Annotated in this window: 18 protein-coding genes and 1 pseudogene; 13 read left to right on the top strand and 6 right to left on the bottom strand. The window is 60.1% G+C overall.

What is annotated here, in order from left to right; genetic code table 11:
* Positions 1 to 136 precede the first annotated feature (136 nt).
* On the bottom strand, positions 137 to 1,009 hold the full coding sequence (locus Q7W83_RS07365; RefSeq protein ID WP_473655846.1) for a LysR family transcriptional regulator: 873 nt from the start codon (positions 1,007 to 1,009) through the stop codon (positions 137 to 139).
* A 159-nt stretch (positions 1,010 to 1,168) separates the two neighbouring features.
* Here Q7W83_RS07365 and ampC point away from each other — a divergent pair, with 159 nt between their 5' ends.
* From ampC to Q7W83_RS07350, 3 genes are all read left to right on the top strand, one after another.
* Positions 1,169 to 2,335 (top strand): class C beta-lactamase, encoded by a 1,167-nt coding sequence (gene ampC, locus Q7W83_RS07360; RefSeq protein WP_150632520.1) that lies wholly within the window; start codon positions 1,169 to 1,171, stop codon positions 2,333 to 2,335.
* A 164-nt stretch (positions 2,336 to 2,499) separates the two neighbouring features.
* A complete protein-coding gene (locus Q7W83_RS07355; protein WP_150637923.1) occupies positions 2,500 to 3,273 on the top strand; it encodes an ABC transporter substrate-binding protein in 774 nt (257 codons plus the stop codon).
* 25 nt (positions 3,274 to 3,298) lie between these two features.
* Positions 3,299 to 4,732: an N-acyl-D-amino-acid deacylase family protein gene (locus Q7W83_RS07350; RefSeq protein WP_473655845.1), complete on the top strand. Its 1,434-nt coding sequence runs from the start codon at positions 3,299 to 3,301 to the stop codon at positions 4,730 to 4,732.
* 113 nt (positions 4,733 to 4,845) lie between these two features.
* On the opposite strand, the gene Q7W83_RS07345 is transcribed toward Q7W83_RS07350, so the two are convergent.
* Complete coding sequence (locus Q7W83_RS07345) at positions 4,846 to 5,394, bottom strand: DUF4174 domain-containing protein (RefSeq protein WP_473655844.1); 549 nt, start codon at positions 5,392 to 5,394, stop codon at positions 4,846 to 4,848.
* A 176-nt stretch (positions 5,395 to 5,570) separates the two neighbouring features.
* Between Q7W83_RS07345 and Q7W83_RS07340 the strand changes: the two genes are divergently transcribed.
* A complete protein-coding gene (locus tag Q7W83_RS07340; protein WP_473655843.1) occupies positions 5,571 to 5,939 on the top strand; it encodes a VOC family protein in 369 nt (122 codons plus the stop codon).
* A gap of 19 nt (positions 5,940 to 5,958) precedes the next feature.
* Here the strand turns inward: Q7W83_RS07340 and Q7W83_RS07335 are convergent, their stop codons facing one another.
* Positions 5,959 to 6,744: a sulfite exporter TauE/SafE family protein gene (locus tag Q7W83_RS07335; protein ID WP_150632515.1), complete on the bottom strand. Its 786-nt coding sequence runs from the start codon at positions 6,742 to 6,744 to the stop codon at positions 5,959 to 5,961.
* 130 nt (positions 6,745 to 6,874) lie between these two features.
* Positions 6,875 to 7,624 carry a hypothetical protein gene (locus tag Q7W83_RS07330; protein WP_150632514.1) on the bottom strand — a complete coding sequence of 250 codons (750 nt, stop codon included), beginning with the start codon at positions 7,622 to 7,624 and terminating at the stop codon, positions 6,875 to 6,877.
* Positions 7,625 to 7,859: 235 nt separating this feature from the next.
* Here Q7W83_RS07330 and Q7W83_RS07325 point away from each other — a divergent pair, with 235 nt between their 5' ends.
* The 3 genes from Q7W83_RS07325 to Q7W83_RS07315 all read left to right on the top strand — a co-directional run bounded on the left by Q7W83_RS07325 (position 7,860) and on the right by Q7W83_RS07315 (position 10,604).
* The gene (locus Q7W83_RS07325) at positions 7,860 to 9,008 is read left to right on the top strand and encodes an aldose epimerase family protein (protein WP_150632513.1); all 1,149 of its coding nucleotides are present in this window, start codon (positions 7,860 to 7,862) and stop codon (positions 9,006 to 9,008) included.
* A gap of 274 nt (positions 9,009 to 9,282) precedes the next feature.
* Positions 9,283 to 10,104, top strand: a complete 822-nt coding sequence (locus tag Q7W83_RS07320; protein WP_473655842.1) for an aldo/keto reductase — start codon at positions 9,283 to 9,285, stop codon at positions 10,102 to 10,104.
* A 29-nt stretch (positions 10,105 to 10,133) separates the two neighbouring features.
* Positions 10,134 to 10,604, top strand: a complete 471-nt coding sequence (locus Q7W83_RS07315) for a DUF1810 domain-containing protein (protein WP_473655841.1) — start codon at positions 10,134 to 10,136, stop codon at positions 10,602 to 10,604.
* Here the strand turns inward: Q7W83_RS07315 and Q7W83_RS07310 are convergent.
* On the bottom strand, positions 10,569 to 12,929 hold the full coding sequence (locus Q7W83_RS07310; protein WP_191630098.1) for a DNA polymerase II: 2,361 nt from the start codon (positions 12,927 to 12,929) through the stop codon (positions 10,569 to 10,571). The genes Q7W83_RS07315 and Q7W83_RS07310 overlap by 36 nt on opposite strands.
* 260 nt (positions 12,930 to 13,189) lie before the next feature.
* On the opposite strand from Q7W83_RS07310, the gene Q7W83_RS07305 reads away from it, so the two are divergent.
* Positions 13,190 to 13,630, top strand: coding sequence for a CBS domain-containing protein (locus Q7W83_RS07305; RefSeq protein ID WP_084323695.1), 441 nt, complete (start codon positions 13,190 to 13,192; stop codon positions 13,628 to 13,630).
* A 59-nt stretch (positions 13,631 to 13,689) separates the two neighbouring features.
* Here Q7W83_RS07305 and Q7W83_RS07300 read toward each other — a convergent pair whose 3' ends face one another.
* Positions 13,690 to 14,313: a glutathione S-transferase gene (locus Q7W83_RS07300; protein ID WP_150632509.1), complete on the bottom strand. Its 624-nt coding sequence runs from the start codon at positions 14,311 to 14,313 to the stop codon at positions 13,690 to 13,692.
* A 146-nt stretch (positions 14,314 to 14,459) separates the two neighbouring features.
* Between Q7W83_RS07300 and Q7W83_RS07295 the strand changes: the two genes are divergently transcribed.
* The 5 genes and pseudogenes from Q7W83_RS07295 to Q7W83_RS07275 form a co-directional block, all read left to right on the top strand.
* Positions 14,460 to 15,254, top strand: a complete 795-nt coding sequence (locus Q7W83_RS07295; protein ID WP_473655840.1) for a DUF4349 domain-containing protein — start codon at positions 14,460 to 14,462, stop codon at positions 15,252 to 15,254.
* A 128-nt stretch (positions 15,255 to 15,382) separates the two neighbouring features.
* On the top strand, positions 15,383 to 15,904 hold the full coding sequence (locus Q7W83_RS07290; RefSeq protein ID WP_150632507.1) for a DUF3455 domain-containing protein: 522 nt from the start codon (positions 15,383 to 15,385) through the stop codon (positions 15,902 to 15,904).
* Positions 15,905 to 16,021: 117 nt separating this feature from the next.
* Positions 16,022 to 16,549 carry a sigma-70 family RNA polymerase sigma factor gene (locus Q7W83_RS07285; protein ID WP_473655839.1) on the top strand — a complete coding sequence of 176 codons (528 nt, stop codon included), beginning with the start codon at positions 16,022 to 16,024 and terminating at the stop codon, positions 16,547 to 16,549.
* Entirely contained in the window at positions 16,546 to 17,256 is a 711-nt protein-coding gene (locus tag Q7W83_RS07280; RefSeq protein ID WP_150632505.1) for an anti-sigma factor, read from the top strand. Before Q7W83_RS07285 ends, Q7W83_RS07280 begins: the two co-directional genes overlap by 4 nt.
* A 131-nt stretch (positions 17,257 to 17,387) precedes the next feature.
* A pseudogene (locus Q7W83_RS07275) lies at positions 17,388 to 17,606 on the top strand (phage infection protein); the annotation flags it as partial.

Genomic DNA, 17,606 nt, shown 5'->3' with positions numbered 1-17,606 from the left:
AAACGTAAAGGATGTCCCCGGTTTCAATCGTAAAGGATGTGTCCGTTTCTACACCGCGATGGCGGCCTATCAGTCAACTTCAGCGTTGAATGTCAGTCCCTCATCGCGGGCAAGCCCGCTCCCACAGGGTTTCGTATCAGCCCGAAGCGTGCAACAACCACTCCTTGAACGCCGCCATCGCCGACGTTTCGGGCCGCGACTGCAAGCGGGTCAGCCAGTAGCTGCCGGTGGTGATACCGATGGCGAACGGCTGCTCGATGACCCCCGCCTCCAGTTGCCGGGCAAACATCAACGGCGGCGCCAGGGCCACGCCCGCACCTTGCAGTGCGGCCTCCATCATCGCCAGCGAGGAATCGAAGACGATGCTTCGGGGCGGTGCAGCATGGGCCGGCAGGCCGGTGGCCTGAAACCATTCGGGCCACTCATCCGTGCGATAGGAACGCAGCAGCGTTTGCTGCAACAGATCGTCTGGCGTGCGCAGTTGCCGAGCAATGTCGGGCACGCACAACACCGACAATGGCGCCTCGATCAAGCGCACCGCTTCAATCCCGTGCCACGCTCCGGCGCCAAACCGAATCGCGTAATCCAGCCCTTCAGCCGCCACGTCCACTCGATTGTTGTGGGTCGACAGGCGCAAATCTATGAACGGATGTTTCGCCTGAAAGTCCGCCATTCGCGGCAACAGCCAACCCACCGCAAACGTCCCCACCGCGCCCACCGTCAACACTTCGCGTAAATGCCCGCCTTCGAAACGCTCCAGGGTTTCGGCGATTCGATCGAAGGACTCGCGCAGCACCGGCAACAAGGTCTCGCCTTCACTGGTCAGCATCAACCCGCGTGGCAGGCGTTTGAACAGGGTGACGTTGAGCTGGGCCTCCAGGCCTTTGACCTGATGACTGACCGCGGCCTGCGTAACGCACAACTCCACCGCCGCCCGTGTAAAACTCAGATGACGCGCCGAGGCCTCGAAGGCGCGCAGTGCGTTAAGCGGTAATTGCGGGCGGATCATGCCAACTCCCTAGTTTTTCTAATGGCTCAGCCGAAATATTGTCGTTTGTCGAAGATCGGCAGACTGAATAGATTTGGCACGCTCAGCGGCGGTCCGATGTATAAACCGCTCGGAGTGTAGCGGGTTTAATCATCAAATCTCATGGACAGCGGCTTAATCATGCATAACTTAAAACTCGGCAAGGTCTTATCCTACAGCGCTTTCGGACTGCTCCTGGGTGCAGGTTACAGCGTCGCAGGGAATCAGGCTGACGCGCAGATCGAAGCAGCGGTGAATGCTGCAGTGGCCCCGATCATGCAGCAACAAAACATTCCCGGCATGGCCGTCGCGATCACACTGAATGGTAAACAGCATTACTTTAACTACGGCGTGGCCTCGAAGGAAACCGGCACGCCTGTCACCGAACACACCCTGTTCGAGATCGGCTCGGTGAGCAAAACCTTCACCGCTACCCTCGCCGCCTACGCTCAGGCCAAAGGCAAACTGTCCCTCTCGGACAAGGCCAGCCACGTCCTGCCAGCATTGCGCGGCAGCGCGTTCGATCACGTCAGCGTGCTGCAACTGGGCACGTACACTGCCGGCGGCCTGCCGTTGCAATTCCCGAGCGATGCCGATGCGCCGGACAAGATGTTTGGTTATTTCAATCAGTGGAAACCGGCTTACACCGCCGGCAGCCATCGGCTGTATTCGAACCCGAGCCTGGGGTTGTTCGGGTATCTCGCGGCCAAGAGCATGGGCCAGCCGTTTGACGAACTGATGGAAAAAACGCTGCTGCCCAAGCTCGGGTTGCAACACACCTTCCTAAAGGTGCCGCAGGATCAGATGGCGCTTTACGCTCAGGGCTACAACAAGGAGGACAAACCGGTGCGGGTCGGGCCGGGAGCGCTGGACTCAGAAGCGTACGGCGTAAAAACCAGCGCCTCGGACCTGATGCGTTACGTCGAGGCGAACATCAAACCATCAGGCCTTGAAGCGCCGATGCAGCAAGCCATCGCCACGACGCATGCCGGTTACTACACGGTCGGCGACATGACCCAGGGGCTGGGTTGGGAGTTTTACCACTACCCGATCACCCTCGATAAATTGCTCGCAGGCAACTCGTCGTCGATGGCGATGCAGGCGCACAAGGTCCAGTGGATGAACCCGCCGCAACCGCAACCGGAAAACGTGCTGATCAACAAAACAGGTTCAACGGGTGGCTTCGGTGCGTACGTGGCGTACGTGCCCTCGAAAGACATCGGCATCGTGATCCTGGCCAACAAAAACTACCCGAACCCGGAGCGGGTCAAAATCGCCCATGCGGTATTGAACGCACTGACCCGGTAACCGAACTCCCTGCAGGAGCTGGCGGTGACAACAAAATGGGCGACCTGTCGAGGTCGCCCATTTTCGTTTATGTGTCGCCATTGACGACAACATACTAATATGTCCATTATGGACAAATATATCCACACCGCCACTGACATCCCTTGTGAAGCAGGAGATCAACAATGAAAAAAACAATGTGCCTGGGCGTTGCATTGGCATTGTGTGTCACGAGTGCTCTGGCGGAGAACGCACCGTTGCGCATTGGCATCGAAGCCGCCTATCCACCGTTCGCCTTCAAGACAGCTGACGGCAACATCGGTGGGTTCGACTACGACATCGGCAACGCCTTGTGCGCGCAGATGCAAACCAAGTGTGTCTGGGTCGAGCAGGAATTCGACGGCCTGATCCCGTCGCTGAAAGTACGCAAGATCGACGCGGTGATTTCTTCGATGCTGATCACCGATGAGCGCAAGCGCTCGGTCACCTTCACCGACAAATACTATTCGAGCCCGGCGCGGCTGGTGATGAAGGCCGGCTCGCAGGTCGATGACGATTTCAGCCAACTCAAGGGCAAGCGCATCGGCGTGCAGCGCGGCACCTCTCAGGATCGCTACGCCACCGACAAGCTGCAACCGTTGGGCACCGAGATTGTTCGCTACGGCTCCCAGTCGGAAATCTACCTGGACATGCAATCCGCCCGGCTCGACGGCACCATCGCCAATGCCGCACCGCTGCAAGAGGGTTTCCTGAAGACCCCGCAAGGCGAGGGTTTTGCCTTCGTCGGACCTGAGCTGCGCAACAAGGAATACTTTGGCGAAGGCACCGGCATTGCGGTGAGCAAGGGCAACACCGAGCTGGCCCAGCGTTTCAATAGTGCGATCAAAGCCCTGCGCGCCGACGGGGTTTACCAGCAGGTCGAGAAGAAATACTTCGACTACAACATCTATGGCGAATGAACCCTGGCTTGCCGGAGCAACGAGCATGACCGTCATCGACACCCTGATCCGCAATGCCACGCTTATCGATGGAACCGGCGAAGCACCCTTCGTCGGTGACGTCGCGTTTCTGGGCGGCAGGATTCACGCGATCGGTCATCTCCATGACCTCGATGCCCACCACGTGATCGACGCACGGGGCAAAGTCCTCAGTCCAGGTTTCATCGATGTGCACACCCATGATGATCTGGCGCTGCTCAAGCAGCCGGCGATGCTCCCGAAAATCTGTCAGGGGGTGACCACGGTGATCGTCGGCAACTGCGGCATCAGCGCCGCCGGGGTGCGCCTTCGCGGCGAGCCGCCGGACCCGATGAACCTCCTCGGCGAAGCCGCAGACTTCAAGTACCCAAGCTTCACCGACTATGCGTCGGCGATCGAAGCCGCTCGCCCGGCGGTAAACGTCGCAGCACTGGTGGGGCATACCGCGTTGCGCGCCAATCAAATGGAACGGTTCGACCGTGCGGCGACGCCCCATGAACTGGCGGCCATGCGTGAAGATCTCAAGGCTGCGCTGGCGCAAGGCGCATTAGGGTTGAGCACTGGCCTGGCCTACCGCAACGCGCTGCAAGCCCCCACGGCGGAAGTCGATTTCCTCGCCGCCACCTTGCAGGACGCCGGCGCGATCTACGTGAGTCATATTCGCTCCGAAGATGACGAAATCATTGAAGCCATCGACGAAGCCATCGACATTGGTCGCGATGCACACGTGCCGGTGATCATCTCGCACCTCAAATGCGCCGGGCGCGCAAACTGGGGTCGCAGTGAGGTGATTATCGGCAAGATTGAACACGCCCGACAGCAGCATCCGGTGGGCTGCGATTGCTACCCCTACGCCGCCAGCTCGACCACCATCGACCCGCGCATCGTCGACGAGGGCTTCAAGATCCAGATCACCTGGTCGACACCGCACCCCGAGATGGCCGGCAAAACGCTCAAGGACATCGCCGGGTTGTGGGGGCTTTCACAGGTCGAGGCCGCACAACGGCTGGAGCCCGGTGGCGCGATTTACCATGAAATGAACGAGGCCGATGTGTCGCGCATCCTCGCGTATCCGCACACCATGATCGGCTCCGACGGTTTGCCCAACGACCCGCGCCCGCATCCCAGACTGTGGGGCACGTTTCCTCGGGTATTGGGTCATTACAGCCGCGACCAGGGATTGTTCCCGCTGCAAGAAGCCGTGCGCAAAATGACCGGATTGCCGGCCGAACGGTTTGGCCTGCGTGATCGTGGTCGCCTCAGAGTGGGTGCCTGTGCCGACCTGGTAATGTTTGACGCCGGGGATATTCGCGACTGCGCGACGTTCGATCAACCAACGCTGCAACCGCAGGGCATCGAAGCGGTGTGGGTCAACGGTGTGTTGGCTTACAGCCAGGGCCAGAGCACCGGGGCGCGTAACGGGCACTTCATTCGTCGTTGATTCGCACGCGGACCTGTAGGTGCAAGCTTGCGCCTACAGAGGCTGGCGCTGACAACAAAATGGGCGACCCGTTGAGGTCGCCCATTTTCGTTATCACGTGGTCAGTGATGTGTTCAATCGTCAGGCATTTCCGGTGGTTTGGCAGGCTTGGCGGGCTTGGCGGGTTTCGTTGCCTTCGTGCCGTTAGCCGGTGCGGCTTCAGTGACAGGCGGCACGGTTGGCACCGTGGCTTCTTTCTCGGTCGGCGGCAATTGGTCGACAGCACTGAAAATCGCCTTCAGATCAACCGCGTCCGATTGCTCGAGTTTCTTTTCGCCGTCCTTGCCGACCAGTATCACCTTGGTCTTGGCCCCAGCCCCCAATTTGAGCGAACGGATCAAAGCTGCGGTGTCTTGTGGCCCGAGGTCTTTGCCTTCACGCTGGCCCATCAGGTTGAGCACGGTGTACAGGACCATGTTTCGGTCGGTGAATTCTTTGCGATTGGCTGGCTCATCCAGCGACTTTTTCAGGCTGACCCACGCCGGGTCGACCGTGCTTGGCGCGATGACAATCAGCGGCCGGGACCTGCCCTTGTCCATGTCCAGCGGTGAATCGCCATCGGCGGCGAGCAAGGGGCCGGCGAAAGCCAGCAGGGTTGTCAGGGTCAATGACCTGATGAGCATGCGCATCTCCTTTTGATATCCACGCTCTAATGATTGCGCATCGCGGCGTTCGTTCCGGGGGTCGCACCGCAATTGTGTTTCGCCTTGACCCAAGCTTAGGTCAGGGCGGTCATTGCGCAACAGGCTGAGCTAATCTCATGACTCGATACACACTGAACCGCCGTGAGGATTACGCCATGAGCGCTCAGCTGAATCACACCATCGTCTGGTGCCAGGACAAACAGATGTCCGCGACGTTTCTCGTGGAGATTCTCGGCTTGCCCGCCCCCGAACCCTTCGGGCCAATGCTGATCGTGAAACTCGATAACGGCGTGTCGCTGGACTATTACGACAATGACCCGCCGATAGCCTCCCAGCATTATGCGTTCCTGGTCGGCGACGACGATTTCGATGCCGCGTTCGCGTGCCTGCAAGCCAGGCAGCAAGCATGGTGGGCTGATCCCGGCAAACAGCGTCCGAAACAGATCAACGATTATGGGGGAGGCAGACGCGTGTACTTCGATGACCCGGATGGACATCTGCTGGAGATATTCACCCGGGAGTGACGCAGGCCCGTGGCAGAAATCAGAACGCCAGTTTGTAGCCGATCAGCACCAGCATCGTCGCCAGGCACGGGCGTAACACTTCATCCGAGATGCGACCGGTCAGGTGACTGCCCAGATAAATCCCCGGCAGCGAACCGATCAGCAAGTAGCCCAGCACATGCCAGTCCATATTGCCCATGCTCGCGTGGCCAAGACCGGCGACCAGGGTCAGCGGCACGGCGTGGGCGATTTCCGTGCCGACGAGGCGGCGGGTAGGCAACAGCGGGTACAGGATGAACAGCGCCACCGTGCCCAGGGCGCCCGCACCGATGGAGGTCAGGGCGACCATGGTGCCGAGGACCAGGCCGGTGATCACGGTCAGCCCATTCAAGCGTTTGCCGCTTGGGTTGTAGGTGCCGCCGGCGCGTTTGTGGGCGAAGTCGAGCAGGCGTTTCTTGAAGAAAATCGCCAGTGCCGTGGCAAACAGCACAAAACCCAGCGCCTGTTTGATGATGGCGTTCATCGCGTCGGGGGACGTTTGCAAATTGCTCAGGAACCACAGTGTCAGCGCCACGGCCGGCACACTGCCGAGGGTCAGCCAACCGGTAATCGCCCAGTCGATGTTCTTGTTCTTGCGATGCACCAGCACACCGCTGGATTTGGTAATCGCGGCGTACAGCAAGTCCGTTCCGACCGCTGTCGCGGGATTGATGCCAAACCAAAGCAGGATCGGCGTCATCAGCGAGCCGCCACCCACACCGGTCATGCCGACAATGAAACCCACCACCAAACCTGCCACAACCAAACCGAAGTTAACGAAATCCATTAACACGCCCACTGAAAACGCATAAAAATCTGGCCCGCAGCATAGCGATTTTTCTTATAACCACTTATATCGATGCGGTCTATCGTTATGCCTTGCAGGAGCCAGCTTGCTGACGCCTACAAGTCGAGGCTCACTGCACGGGCAGGAAATTGAGGAATAACAGGCTCTGTGCGTAGTTGAGGCCAATCCTCCGGTAGCGTTCGTCCAGCATCTGGGTCAGCAGGTCCAGGCGCGCAACGATCTTGCCGAACTCCACGGCGAAACTCAGGTTGCTGCCCTCCTCCGAGATTTCGTTAGAGAACAGCAAGGGTTCGCCGTTTTTGTTTTGCCGCTGGCTGAGGATCCAGGTGGCTTTCTCGATGTTGCGCGCGGCGTTGCTGACAAAGACCGGGTTGATCGCATCGGTCATATAAAACTCCAGCCGATTGCCGTGAGCGGTGACCAGCATGCTGCCGATGGCGTAGATAAAGGCGCCGACGCGGTCGCCGAGAAACTCCGGACTCATGGCGTAACTCAGCGCCGCAAGATCCTTCTTGCCCCCCAGCGTCGGCAGCGGTTGTTGCTGTTCGATGGCCTGGCGCACTTGTTTGCCGGCGGCGCGGGCGTCGAGGAATCCAGACTTTTTCAGTTCCTGCGGGTTGCGCAGGTAGAGCTTGCCCATCAGCAGGTAAAGGCTGTCGAGGTTGTCGCGCATCGCCAGGGTGGCCATACGGTCGACGCTGGTCTGGAGGAATTCCTGGGGCCGGCCTTCGCGAAACTGGCTGACGATGTCCCGGCCCTGCTGCTGGCTGCAACCGGTCGTGACGAGCATCGACAACACGGCGAGCAGCAGACAATGGCGGCGAATGTGCTCAGTGGTGAGGGGTAAAACTGGGGCCATGGGCGCTTGAACTTGGCATGGGCCGGCGGGGGGATCGCCGCGGGCTGACCAAGGATAGAGCCGTGGATGTCGAAAAAGTGCAGTGCCTGCCGTCCACAAACATGAGCGCCCGCTTAATTAGTCATACTTTATTATGGCTGTATTGCAAATATAGGCTATAAATCCTTCCTTATCGATTTACCAATCGATAACTAGTATGACTACTTCACAAAAAACAAAAACAGGAAGGTCAACCATGCTTCTATCCCGATACCCACTTTGCGGGCTCGCAGTGTCCCTGATGATCGCCACCCTCACCTCCCAGGCCGCCGGCCTGTCCAGCGAACACAAAGCGTTCGGCAAAACCAATGACGGTACGCCCGTCGAGCAATATGTGCTGCGCAACAGCCACGGCATGCAAGCCACTGTCATCACCTACGGCGCGACGCTGCAGGCGCTCAAAGTGGCGGATAAAAACGGCAAGTTCGAGGACGTGGTGCTCGGCTTCGACGACGTACAGGGTTATCAGAGCGGAACGGCCTACTTTGGCGCAACCATCGGCCGCTTCGGCAATCGCCTGGCCAAGGGCGCGTTCGAACTCGACGGCAAGCGCTTTCAGGTGCCGCTCAATGACGGCTCGAATTCACTGCACGGCGGCCCGCTGGGTTTTGACAAAAAGGTGTGGAAAGCCGAACCGGCCAAAGGCAAGGACTCGGTTGGCGTGACCCTGACGTACCTGTCGGCGGACGGCGAGATGGGTTTCCCCGGCAACCTGAAAACCGAGGTCACTTACAGCCTCAATGACAAAAACGAGCTGCGCATCGAGTACAAGGCGTCCACCGATAAACCGACGGTGTTGAACCTGACCAACCACAGCTACTTCAACCTCGCCGGCGCGGGCAATGGCGACGTGTTGCAACAGGTCGCGACGCTGCATGCGAGCCATTACACGCCGGTCAACGGCACGTTGATTCCTACCGGCGAAATGGCGCCAGTGGCCGGCACGCCGATGGACTTCACCCAGCCCACTGCCATCGGCAAAAACATCAAGGCCGATCATCCACAGTTGAAATTCGCTGAACCGAAACACGGTGGCTTCGATTTCAATTGGGTGCTGGACGCCAAGGGTGACCAGGGCAAGCTTGCCGCCGACGTCAGCGATCCGCAGTCCGGGCGCCGTTTGCAGCTCTACACCACTGAGCCTGGTGTGCAGTTCTATACCAGCAACTTTCTCGACGGATCGGTCAAGGGCAAGGCTGGCAAGACGTATGCGCACTGGAGTGCGTTTACCCTGGAGACCCAGCATTATCCGGATGCGCCGAATCAGCCGAACTTCCCCTCTACGCGGCTGGATCCGGGCAAGACGTATACCCAGAGCACCGTGTTGAAATTTTCTGCTGATTGACGCCGATCAACTGCAGGAGCTGGCTTGCCGGCGATGGCGTCCGTTCAGTCAATAAACAGGTCGACTGACCCTCCGCCATCGCCAGCAAGCCGACTCCTGGAGGGGAAATGCGTACGTGTCCGAAATGAGTGGGCTGCAGCAGAAGAGCCCGGCGGGCAGGCCGCCTCACGATGCTTTAGCGGTGCCCGCCCCCTCGAACGTCTCGGCAATAAACGGAACCCATGGGCTATTCTGCTGCCAACCTAAGTATCCATCGAATACACAGGAGGTTTGCATGCGGACCCTCGAACTGGCCGGCATCCACGTACCCGTCATCGGCCAAGGCACCTGGCGCATGGGTGAAGATCCCGCTCGATACCGCGAAGAAGTCGCCGCGCTGCGCCTGGGCATCGAGTTGGGCATGACCCTGATCGACACCGCGGAAATGTATGGCGAAGGGGGAGCCGAGAACGTGGTGGGTGAAGCCATTGCCGGCCTGCGCGACAAGGTCTTTCTGGTCAGCAAGGTGTATCCGCACAACGCCAGCCGCAAGGGCATCCCCGAGGCCTGCGAGCGCAGTCTGCGGAGGCTGAACACCGATCACATCAATTTGTACCTGCTGCACTGGCGCGGCCAGTATCCCCTTGAAGAAACCGTTGAGGCTTTCGAACGCCTGCGCGCGGAAGGCAAGATCGGTCGTTGGGGCGTGTCCAATTTCGACGTGGGTGACCTGCAAGAACTGGCTTCCCCGGCGTGCTCCACCAATCAAGTGCTCTACAACCTGGAGGAGCGCGGCATAGAATTTGATTTACTGCCGTGGAGCCAACAGCATCGTCTGCCATTGATGGCGTACTGCCCGATCGGCCAGGGCGGACAATTGCTGGAACATCCGTCACTCAGACAGGTGGCCACCCGTCACGCGGTGACCCCGGCCCAGGTAGCCTTGGCCTGGATTCTGCGGCAGGATGGCGTCATTGCCATCCCCAAGGCGGTCCGACCTGAGCATGTGCAACTCAATGCGCAAGCCGAGCAATTGAAGCTTGAAGCCGGGGATCTGGAGGCGCTGGACCGAGCGTTTCGCGCGCCACAACGCAAACAGCGACTGGCCATGGTCTGAGCCATCGCGGTTCTGTCAGAGGGCTTCTCATGAGAAGCACCGATCAGCTCGACCCCTTTAATCTGCAACGCTTTTTACAGGCGCAGGACCCCGTGTTCGAACGCGTGAAAACCGAACTCGGCGCGGGCCGTAAACGCAGCCACTGGATGTGGTTTATCTTTCCGCAATTCATCGGCCTGGGCGGCAGCCCAATGTCGCAACGCTATGCCATTCACTCGGGTGAGGAGGCCTCGGCCTACCTGAAACATGCGCGACTCGGCCCACGGCTGCACACCTGCACGCAATGGGTGCTGGATATTCAGGATCGCTCCATCACCGAAATTTTCGGCCACCCGGACGACCTGAAATTTCATTCGTCGATGACCCTGTTTGCGCAGGTTTCACCGAAGGACAGTCTGTTCCATAAGGCGCTGGAGCTTCACTTCCACGGCATCTCGGACGCGTGGACATTAACGCTGCTCGACTCAAAACAGGCCCAACTGCCCCCCAATCAGGGTTGAGAAATCGTCGTCCACGAACGGCAGAATCGCATCCGCCACCGGTTGCAGTTGCCGGGTGACGTAATGGTCGTAATCGATCGGCGCGCTGCGGATCTCCAGCGGCTCCGGCCCGGCGACGCTGATCACGTAGCTGATCCAGCCGCCGTTCTGGTATTGCCGCGGACGACCCTGTTGATCGTTGTAGTCATCGGCGATCCGCGCCGCACGCACATGCGGCGGCACGTTGCGTTCATAGTCATCCAGGGTACGGCGCAAGCGCTTGCGATAGATCAGGCGATCATCGAACTCGCCTGCCAGGGTCTTGCGCACGTACTCGCGGACATAATCCTGATAAGGCTGGCGATGGAAGATCCGCGAATACAATTCCTGCTGGAATTGCCGGGCCAGCGGCGACCAGTCGGTGCGCACGGTTTCCAACCCCTTGTAGACCATCTCGTCGCTGCCGTCGGCGCGCGTCACCAACCCGGCATAACGCTTTTTGCTGCCCTCTTCGGCGCCGCGAATGGTCGGCATCAGAAAACGTTTGTAGTGGGTTTCGAACTGTAATTCCAATGCGCTTTGCAGCCCGTATTCCTCTTGCACATGCGCGCGCCACCACTGGTTGACGTGATCCACCAGCGCGTGGCCGATCTGCGCCGCTTCCTGCTGACCGTGGGCGCGGCGCAGCCAGACAAACGTCGAGTCGGTATCGCCGTAGATCACCGTATGCCCCTGGGCTTCGATCAGTTGCCGGGTGCGCAGCATGATTTCGTGGCCGCGCAAGGTGATCGACGAGGCCAGGCGCGTATCGAAGAAGCGGCAGCCACTGGAACCGAGCACGCCGTAGAAGGCGTTCATGATGATCTTCAGCGCCTGGGACAGTGGCGCATTGTGTTCGCGCTTGGCGGTTTCGCGACCTTCGGCGACCCGGGCGACGATGGCCGGCAGGCAATGCCGGGTCCTGGAAAAACGCGCCCCGCGGAAACCGGGCACGGACTCGCTGTCATCGGGATGCTTGAGCCCTTCGATCAGGCCCACCGGGTCGATGAGGAAGGTGCGGATGATCGACGGATAAAGGCTTTTGTAGTCGAGCACCAGCACCGATTCGTACAGGCCCGGCTGCGAGTCCATGACAAATCCGCCGGGGCTGGCCTGGGCAGGCTTGGTGCCGAGGTTGGGCGCAACGAAACCCTGGCGGTGCATCAGCGGCATGTACAGGTGCGTGAAGGCCGCTACCGAGCCACCACTGCGATCCGCCGGTAATCCGGTAACGCTGGCCCGCTCCAGCAGGAAAGTGAGCAATTGGGTCTTGGCGAAAATCCGTGTGACCAGCTCGCAGTCCTTGAGGTTGTAGGTGGCGAGGGCCGGTTTGTCCTCGGCGAACATGCGGTTGATTTCGTCCATGCGCTGGTACGGCGTACTGATCGCCTTGCCTTCGCCGAGCAGGGTTTGCGCGACGTTTTCGAGGCTGAACGAAGGAAAACTCCAGGTCGCCGAACGCAAAGATTCGATGCCATCGATGATCAATCGCCCGGCGGCCGAGGCGAAGTAATGGTTGCGGCTACCGTGTTCGCGCCACTGCATTTCTTCGCCGCCGCGCCCCAGTTTCAGCGGCACCGCCAGACGTCGGGCATGTTCGTGAAGTACGCGCAGATCGAACTGCACGACGTTCCAGCCGATGATCGCGTCAGGGTCGTGCCGGGCAAACCATTCGTTGAGTTTTTTCAGCAGCAGGGTGCGCGACTCGCAATACTCAAGCTCGAAGTCGACGTTGCTGTCGTCGCCGTTGGGCGGGCCGAGCATGTACACCTGGCGCTCGCCGCAGCCCTCCAGCGCGATGGAATACAAATCGCCCTGAGCGGTGGTTTCGATGTCCAGGGACACCAGCCTGAGCGTCGGTCGATAGTCGGGATCGGGCTTCATCTGCGCGTCGTGCAGCTGGCCTTCGGCATCGGGTGTGCCACCAAAGATCACCGGCGCGGTGATGAAGCGCTCCATCATGTAGCGTTCCGGTGGGCGCACGTCAGCCTCGAACATCTCGACGCCGGCCTTGCGCAGCGCGGTTTCCAGGCGCATCAGTTGACCGTGCTGCTGGCAATACAGGCCTAGCACCGGGCGATGTTCGAAATCCAGCAGGGCCAAGGGTTTCAGCTCGACGTTCTTTTCACCGTGCAGCACCTTTTCAGCCTGCTCGCGCTGCTCGGCCGGGATGAACGCCACCGACGGTTGATGCGGCAAGCGAATACGCCGGGGACCGGTGTCGGTCGCCAGCCAGAACTCGACTTCCGTACCGGCCGGGGTATCGCGCCAATGCCGCGTCAGGACGAAGCCCCGCTGTAAATCCACCACTGCAACCTCACATCCGATTCAGAGCGCAATTCTACGCGTCATTCCCGCCGATAGCAGTGAAGCCTGGATTGGAATGATCCCTTGCAGGAGCTGGCTTGCCAGCTCCTACAAGGTCGGTGGTGTACTCGAAATGTGAGGTTTATCGAAGAAAAACCGCTGAATGACGTTTTTTGAGCGTTATCTGCCGCTTTCTGCCTTGCCCTCAGCGCTTGCGTCTACGATTCTTCAAGAACAACGACAACACCCGAGAAGCCAACATGAAAACCGTCGCCCAACTGCTCAAGTTGAAAGATCAGAAAAATCAGGAAGTGCACCAGATCAAACCCGATCACATGGTGCTCGAAGCACTGATGAAGATGGCCGAGAAGAACGTCGGTGCCTTGTTGGTGGTAGAGAATGACCAAGTGCTGGGCATCATCAGTGAACGTGATTACGCGCGCAAACTGGTGCTGCATGGCCGCTCTTCCGTGGGCACGCCGGTGCGCGACATCATGGTGTCGCCGGTGATCACCGTAGACACCCATCAAACCGTCGATACTTGCCTGGGCATCATGTCCGACCGGCGCCTGCGCCACTTGCCAGTGGTGGAGAACGGCAAGCTGATCGGCTTGCTGTCGATCGGCGACCTGGTCAAGGAAGCCATCGCCGAGCAGGCGGAACTGATTCGCCAGCTGGAGCAGTACATTCGCGGCGAGTAATGCCAGACACCGAAAATCCCTTGTGGGAGCGAGCTTGCTCCTACAGGGGATTGCGGTGTTCAGGAAGGCCAATGCCGCGCAAAAACCGGCGCCAGCGTCGGGTGCCGGTCGATTCGCTCAAGCCAGGCGAAAAACCCTGGCCGGGCGCTACGCAAATGTTCTCGGCTGCCCGCCCAACGCGTGATCACCGCCGCCAGCACATCCAGCGCGCCGGGCGTCTCGTTGCCCAGGTACAACTCGCCCGAGAACTGATCGGCAAACACCTCCCAGCTCCAGTGCAACCGTTCGCGAGCGCCGGCCATGAGGTTGTCCCGCGAGGGTTTGTCGGCCACAAGCAACCAGCGCTCGGGGTAATCGATGATGCCGATCGCCGCATAACAATTGCTGACGATGTACACCAGCCCCCGGATCGCCTGATCGCGCTCGGCGGCGTCATTCGGCAGCAGTTTCGACTTGGGAAACGTCAGTCCGAGATGAATCAAGATCGCCGCACTTTCGGTGAGAATGCTCCCGTCGGGCAGTTGCAGGGTCGGAATCTGCTTCAGCGGGTTGAGCTTCTCCAGGGCGTCGGCCGCCTCGGTGGATGACTCGACGTCGATGAAACGATAAGGAATCTCGCACAGCTCCAACGCCGCTTCGATGGCGGCAGCGCCGGAGTTCTGGTGTCCGTATAGCTGATACATATCGCGCTCCTGGCGAGACGAACAGATAGTCAGTAGACGAGCGGGCACACGTCACGTTCCCTGCCATTTGGCGGATCGATGCAGGTAAGATGCGCGATCCCGGGACACTCTTTTAATACCCCCGCAGCCCACTTCAAGGAACGACCATGCGCCAACAGGATGGCCAGCGCGCCACACTTTTTCGGACCTTCGGGTTTATTCTGGCCTGCCTGGCGCTCAGTGCCTGCTCGCCGAGCGAACACTCGTCATCGGCCAGTCTAGCCGGTGAACAAGGGCGTGGCGGGGCCATGCTCGCCTATGAACACGAATTGCAGCTGTTGCTGCCCCAGGCACAGATTGCCCCGCGTTTGCAGGCCACACGTGAGGCGTGCGAAACCGCACGCTTCGGCGCCTGCAACGTCCTGCGCATCGAGCAAGGCGCTGGCCGTGCCGACATCACCTTGCGCATTGCCCCTGCCGGCGTCGAGCCGTTGGTGGCGATGGCTGCCGAGGGTGGCGAACTGGGTCAGCGGATCACCAGCGCCGAAGACCTCGCCGATGCCGTGGACGACACCCGCCGGCGCCAGGAACGACTCAAGGCTCAGCAGCAGCGTCTGGATGAACTGGCGACCCGCAAAGACATCAGCGTCACCGATCTGATCACCCTGAGCAAAGAGCAGGCCGGGATCGAAAACGATCTGCAAGCCCTGGCGCAGATTGCCGCCGGGCATCAGCGGCGTCTGGACACCAATCGGGTCACGCTGTCGTTCCTGCCGACCGGCGCCAGCAGTCGCTCGTCGCACCTGAGCCAGGCGTTCAGCAACTTGCTCGACAATCTCGCCGACGGCGCCGCCGATGCGCTGGAAAAAACCAGTTACGCGCTGCCCTTCCTGATCCTCGCGTTCCCGCTGTTCATGCTGTGGGTCTGGTTGTGGCGCAAGTTTGTTCGACGTCGGAGCTGAATCGGGCGTGCGCCACAGGTATTCAATTATTTTTCTTGGCCACTGCATCCAAATCGCTTTCCGCCGGGTAGTCCCTGTAGCAGCCCTTGTTGCTGCACAGCGGATGACTCATTAACGGAGAGAATGCCATGAACGCCAGACACCTGATTTGCCTTGCTGCTTTGTTCGCCGCCGTGCCTGCGGCCTTTGCCCAGACCGGTCTGCCCGATAACATCAAGGTTCCGGACGGGCACAAGGTCGCCATGGAAACCACCGGCGTCGGCGAGATCACCTACGAATGCCGTGACAAGGCCAACATGGCCGGCCAGACCGAATGGGTGTTTGTCGGGCCCAAGGCGGTACTCAATGATCGCGCCGGCAAGCAAGTCGGCACTTACTTCGGCCCCCCGGCGACCTGGCAAGCGAAGGATGGCTCGAAAGTCACCGGCACCCAACTGGCCGTCGCACCGTCGAGCCCGGGCAATCTGCCCTATCAACTGGTCAAGGCCAATCCGGCCGAGGGTAAAGGTGCGATGAGCGGCGTCAGTTACATCCAGCGCGTGGCCCTCAAAGGGGGCGTCGCCCCGAGCGCCGAGTGCACGGCGGCCAACAAGGGTAAACAGGAAGTGGTGAAGTATCAGGCGGATTACATTTTCTGGGCCGCCAGCTAACCCCAAGCGCCTGACGCGATCCTGTGCAGGAGCCGTCTTGCTGAGGGCGGTTCCTACAGGAAGGGGGATTGTTTGCTAGATTGCATTCGGACTGCCCCCACATAACGGCTGAGATCTGTGTCCTTGCCCGAAACCATTTTCGACTATGAAGCGCACCTCGCCGCCTGTGGCCGGGGCGAGCGTCAGGCCCTGCGGGATTTGTATGTGCAGGAGAGTCCGCGACTGCTCGGCGTTGCCAGGCGCCTGGTGCGCGACACCGCGCTGGCCGAAGACATCGTCCACGATGCGTTCCTCAAGATCTGGGCCGGCGCTGCAGGTTTCGACCCGACGCGGGGGTCGGCACGAGGCTGGATTTTCAGCGTGACCCGGCATCTGGCGCTCAACTACATCCGTGACAACAGCCGCGAAATCCAGGGCGATATCGACGTGCAAAACGACGCTGAAACTTTCGATGCCCAAGTGCACGCCTCACGCATCCATCTGTGCCTGGAGCAGTTGGAGCCTGCACGGCGCAGCTGCATCCTGCACGCCTACGTCGACGGTTATTCTCACGCACAAATTTCACGCAAACTCGGCACCCCGCTGGGCACCGTCAAAGCGTGGATCAAACGGAGCCTGACGGCATTGCGGGAGTGCATGGGATGACGATCAGACCTGCGGATGAGACCCCGGAGCAACTCGACGAACTGGCCAGCGAGTATGTGTTGGGTACGCTCTCGGACGAACGACGCCGCTCGGTACAGCAACGCCTGCCCGACGATGCCGAACTACGCACGGCGGTCGACACCTGGGAGCGTCGCTTGTTGGGCCTGACTGACTTTGCCCAACCCGAGACGCCCTCGCCGGCTCTGTGGCAACGCATCGAGCGCAGCGTCAACGCCCTGACCCGACGGCCAACGGTCGAACCGACATCCTGGTGGAATCGCTTAGCGCTGTGGCGCGGGCTCGCGGGTGCGGGGCTGGCGGCCACCTTGCTGCTCGGAGCGTTGCTGCTGACGCAAACCACGGTCAAGCCGACCTATCTGGTGGTGCTGGTCGCGCCACAAGACAAATCGCCGGGTTGGGTGATTTCGGCCAGCAATCCCAGGGAAATCCAGTTGATTCCGCTGGGGGTCGCGCAGGTTCCGGAAGACAAGGCACTGGAGTTCTGGACCAAGGCCGAAGGCTGGCAAGGACCGGTGTCGCTGGGCTTGGTCAAACCGGGGCAAACGCTGTCGGTGCCTGTGGATAAACTGCCGCCGCTGCAACCCGACCAATTGTTCGAACTGACCCTTGAAAACCGCACCGGCTCGCCGATCGGCAAACCTACAGGGCCGATTCAGTTCATCGGGCGGGCAGTGAAGGTAATTTAAGCGCGATCAGCCGAGCGCCGCGATTCATCATTGCCGTCGATGTTCACCATCACGTCAATGAAGTTCTCTTAAAAACTCCGGGGCGTAACATCGCCTCCATACCAAACAACTACACCCCGGAGCACACCATCATGAAACGCCAACTCTTCCTCAGCATCGCTTTCTCGGTTTTTGCAGTTAACGCTTTCGCCGCTTCTTCTGCTCACTCGGTTGTCGCTGAAGGCGGCTCGGATCGTCTGATTGAAAGTCGTGTGGCTGAGGGTGGTTCAGATCGTCTGATCGAAAACCGCGTTGCCGAAGGTGGCTCCGACCGTCTGATCGAAAACCGCGTTGCCGAAGGTGGCTCCGAT

This window comes from Pseudomonas sp. 300 (assembly GCF_055803035.1).
This window is presented reverse-complemented; position numbering and strand designations above follow the sequence as displayed.